Source organism: Gilliamella sp. wkB292 (assembly GCF_001690235.1).
In the GTDB taxonomy this organism is placed as follows: Bacteria; Pseudomonadota; Gammaproteobacteria; order Enterobacterales; family Orbaceae; genus Gilliamella; species Gilliamella apicola_F.
The window spans coordinates 1-516 of sequence record NZ_LZGO01000082.1 but is presented as its reverse complement, the minus strand read 5'-3'; the positions used below and the strand labels follow the sequence as shown (position 1 = coordinate 516).

At 25.8% G+C, this 516-nt stretch carries 1 protein-coding gene; it reads left to right on the top strand.

From position 1 onward, the window contains the following. Window positions 1–102 precede the first annotated feature (102 nt). A partial coding sequence (locus tag A9G09_RS11705) for a glycosyltransferase family A protein (protein ID WP_176700984.1) occupies window positions 103–516 on the top strand: 414 nt, incomplete at its 3' end.

The window sequence follows — 516 nt, the reverse complement described above, 5'->3', positions numbered from 1 at the left end:
TCTATTTAAACAGAAATTCTATTTAAAATCTGTTTATTATTATATTATCTATTTAAAATATAAATTATTTCTTAAAAAGTAATTATCTGACCGAATCTTATGATGAATAAAACCATTTGTCTTTCTATTATTATACCTTGTTATAATGTTGAAAATTACATTAAAAATTGCTTAGATTCTTTAATTAGCCAATCTTACATATCTAAAGAGGTTATCTGTATAGATGATGGTTCCACTGACAATACAATCTCAATTATTGAAAAATATGCATCATGCTATGAGTTCATCAAAATTTATAAACAAACAAATCAAGGGGTAAGTGCAGCTCGAAATAAAGGGATTGAATTAGCCACAGGTGAATATATCTTATTTATTGACTCTGATGACATCCTAAATCCCGATTTACTGCAATATTTCGAATTATCGCTAAAAACAAATCCACAGTTGGAGTTATTTTATTTTGATTACACAGCTTTTACAGATAAAAATATATTAAAGTTAGAACATATAACAGGC